Annotated in this window: 1 protein-coding gene; it reads left to right on the top strand. The window is 71.9% G+C overall.

Going from position 1 to position 519, the window contains the following annotated elements:
* Positions 1–193: 193 nt before the first annotated feature.
* The coding region (locus ABD323_RS45385) for a hypothetical protein (protein ID WP_344447773.1) at positions 194–519 on the top strand (326 nt) is incomplete at its 3' end.

Consider the following 519-nt stretch of genomic DNA (forward strand, 5'->3'; position numbering starts at 1 on the left):
GGTTCAGGCCGCCGGGGCCGGTCGGCATCCGGGCCTCCATCACCGCCCACACCCGCGCGACCTCTTCAGCTAGGGATTCCATGCGCGACAGGGTAGGTCACCCCGCGGACAGCGATCCCCGCCTTCCGGAGCCGTTCGGCGTCGAGCTGGCCACCGACCGGTTCTAGTTCACGCGGGCACTACCATCCCGCGCATGGACGAGATACGGATCGGGTTCGGCCCGGTGGGGCTGCGCAGGACGAAGCTGCGGATGGCGGGGATCGTGGTGCTGTTCGGCGGCATCGCCGCCCTGATGGTTGCGCAGGACGCGGGTGGGAACGGCCCGGTGGTCGGCGGTGCCGTCGGTGTGCTGGCCGTCGTCGCTCTCACGTCGCTGGTCAGGCACGGCTGGAGCAGCACCACCCTCACGCCGGCCGGGCTGGTGCTGGCCTCTCCGGGCAGTCGCAGGACGGTGCCCTGGGAGCGGATCACCCGGATCGAGGTCCGGCGCAGGACCGGGCGGTACGGCCGCAGTTGGGT

This window comes from Kitasatospora nipponensis (genome assembly GCF_039528135.1).
In the GTDB taxonomy this organism is placed as follows: Bacteria; Actinomycetota; Actinomycetes; order Streptomycetales; family Streptomycetaceae; genus Kitasatospora; species Kitasatospora nipponensis.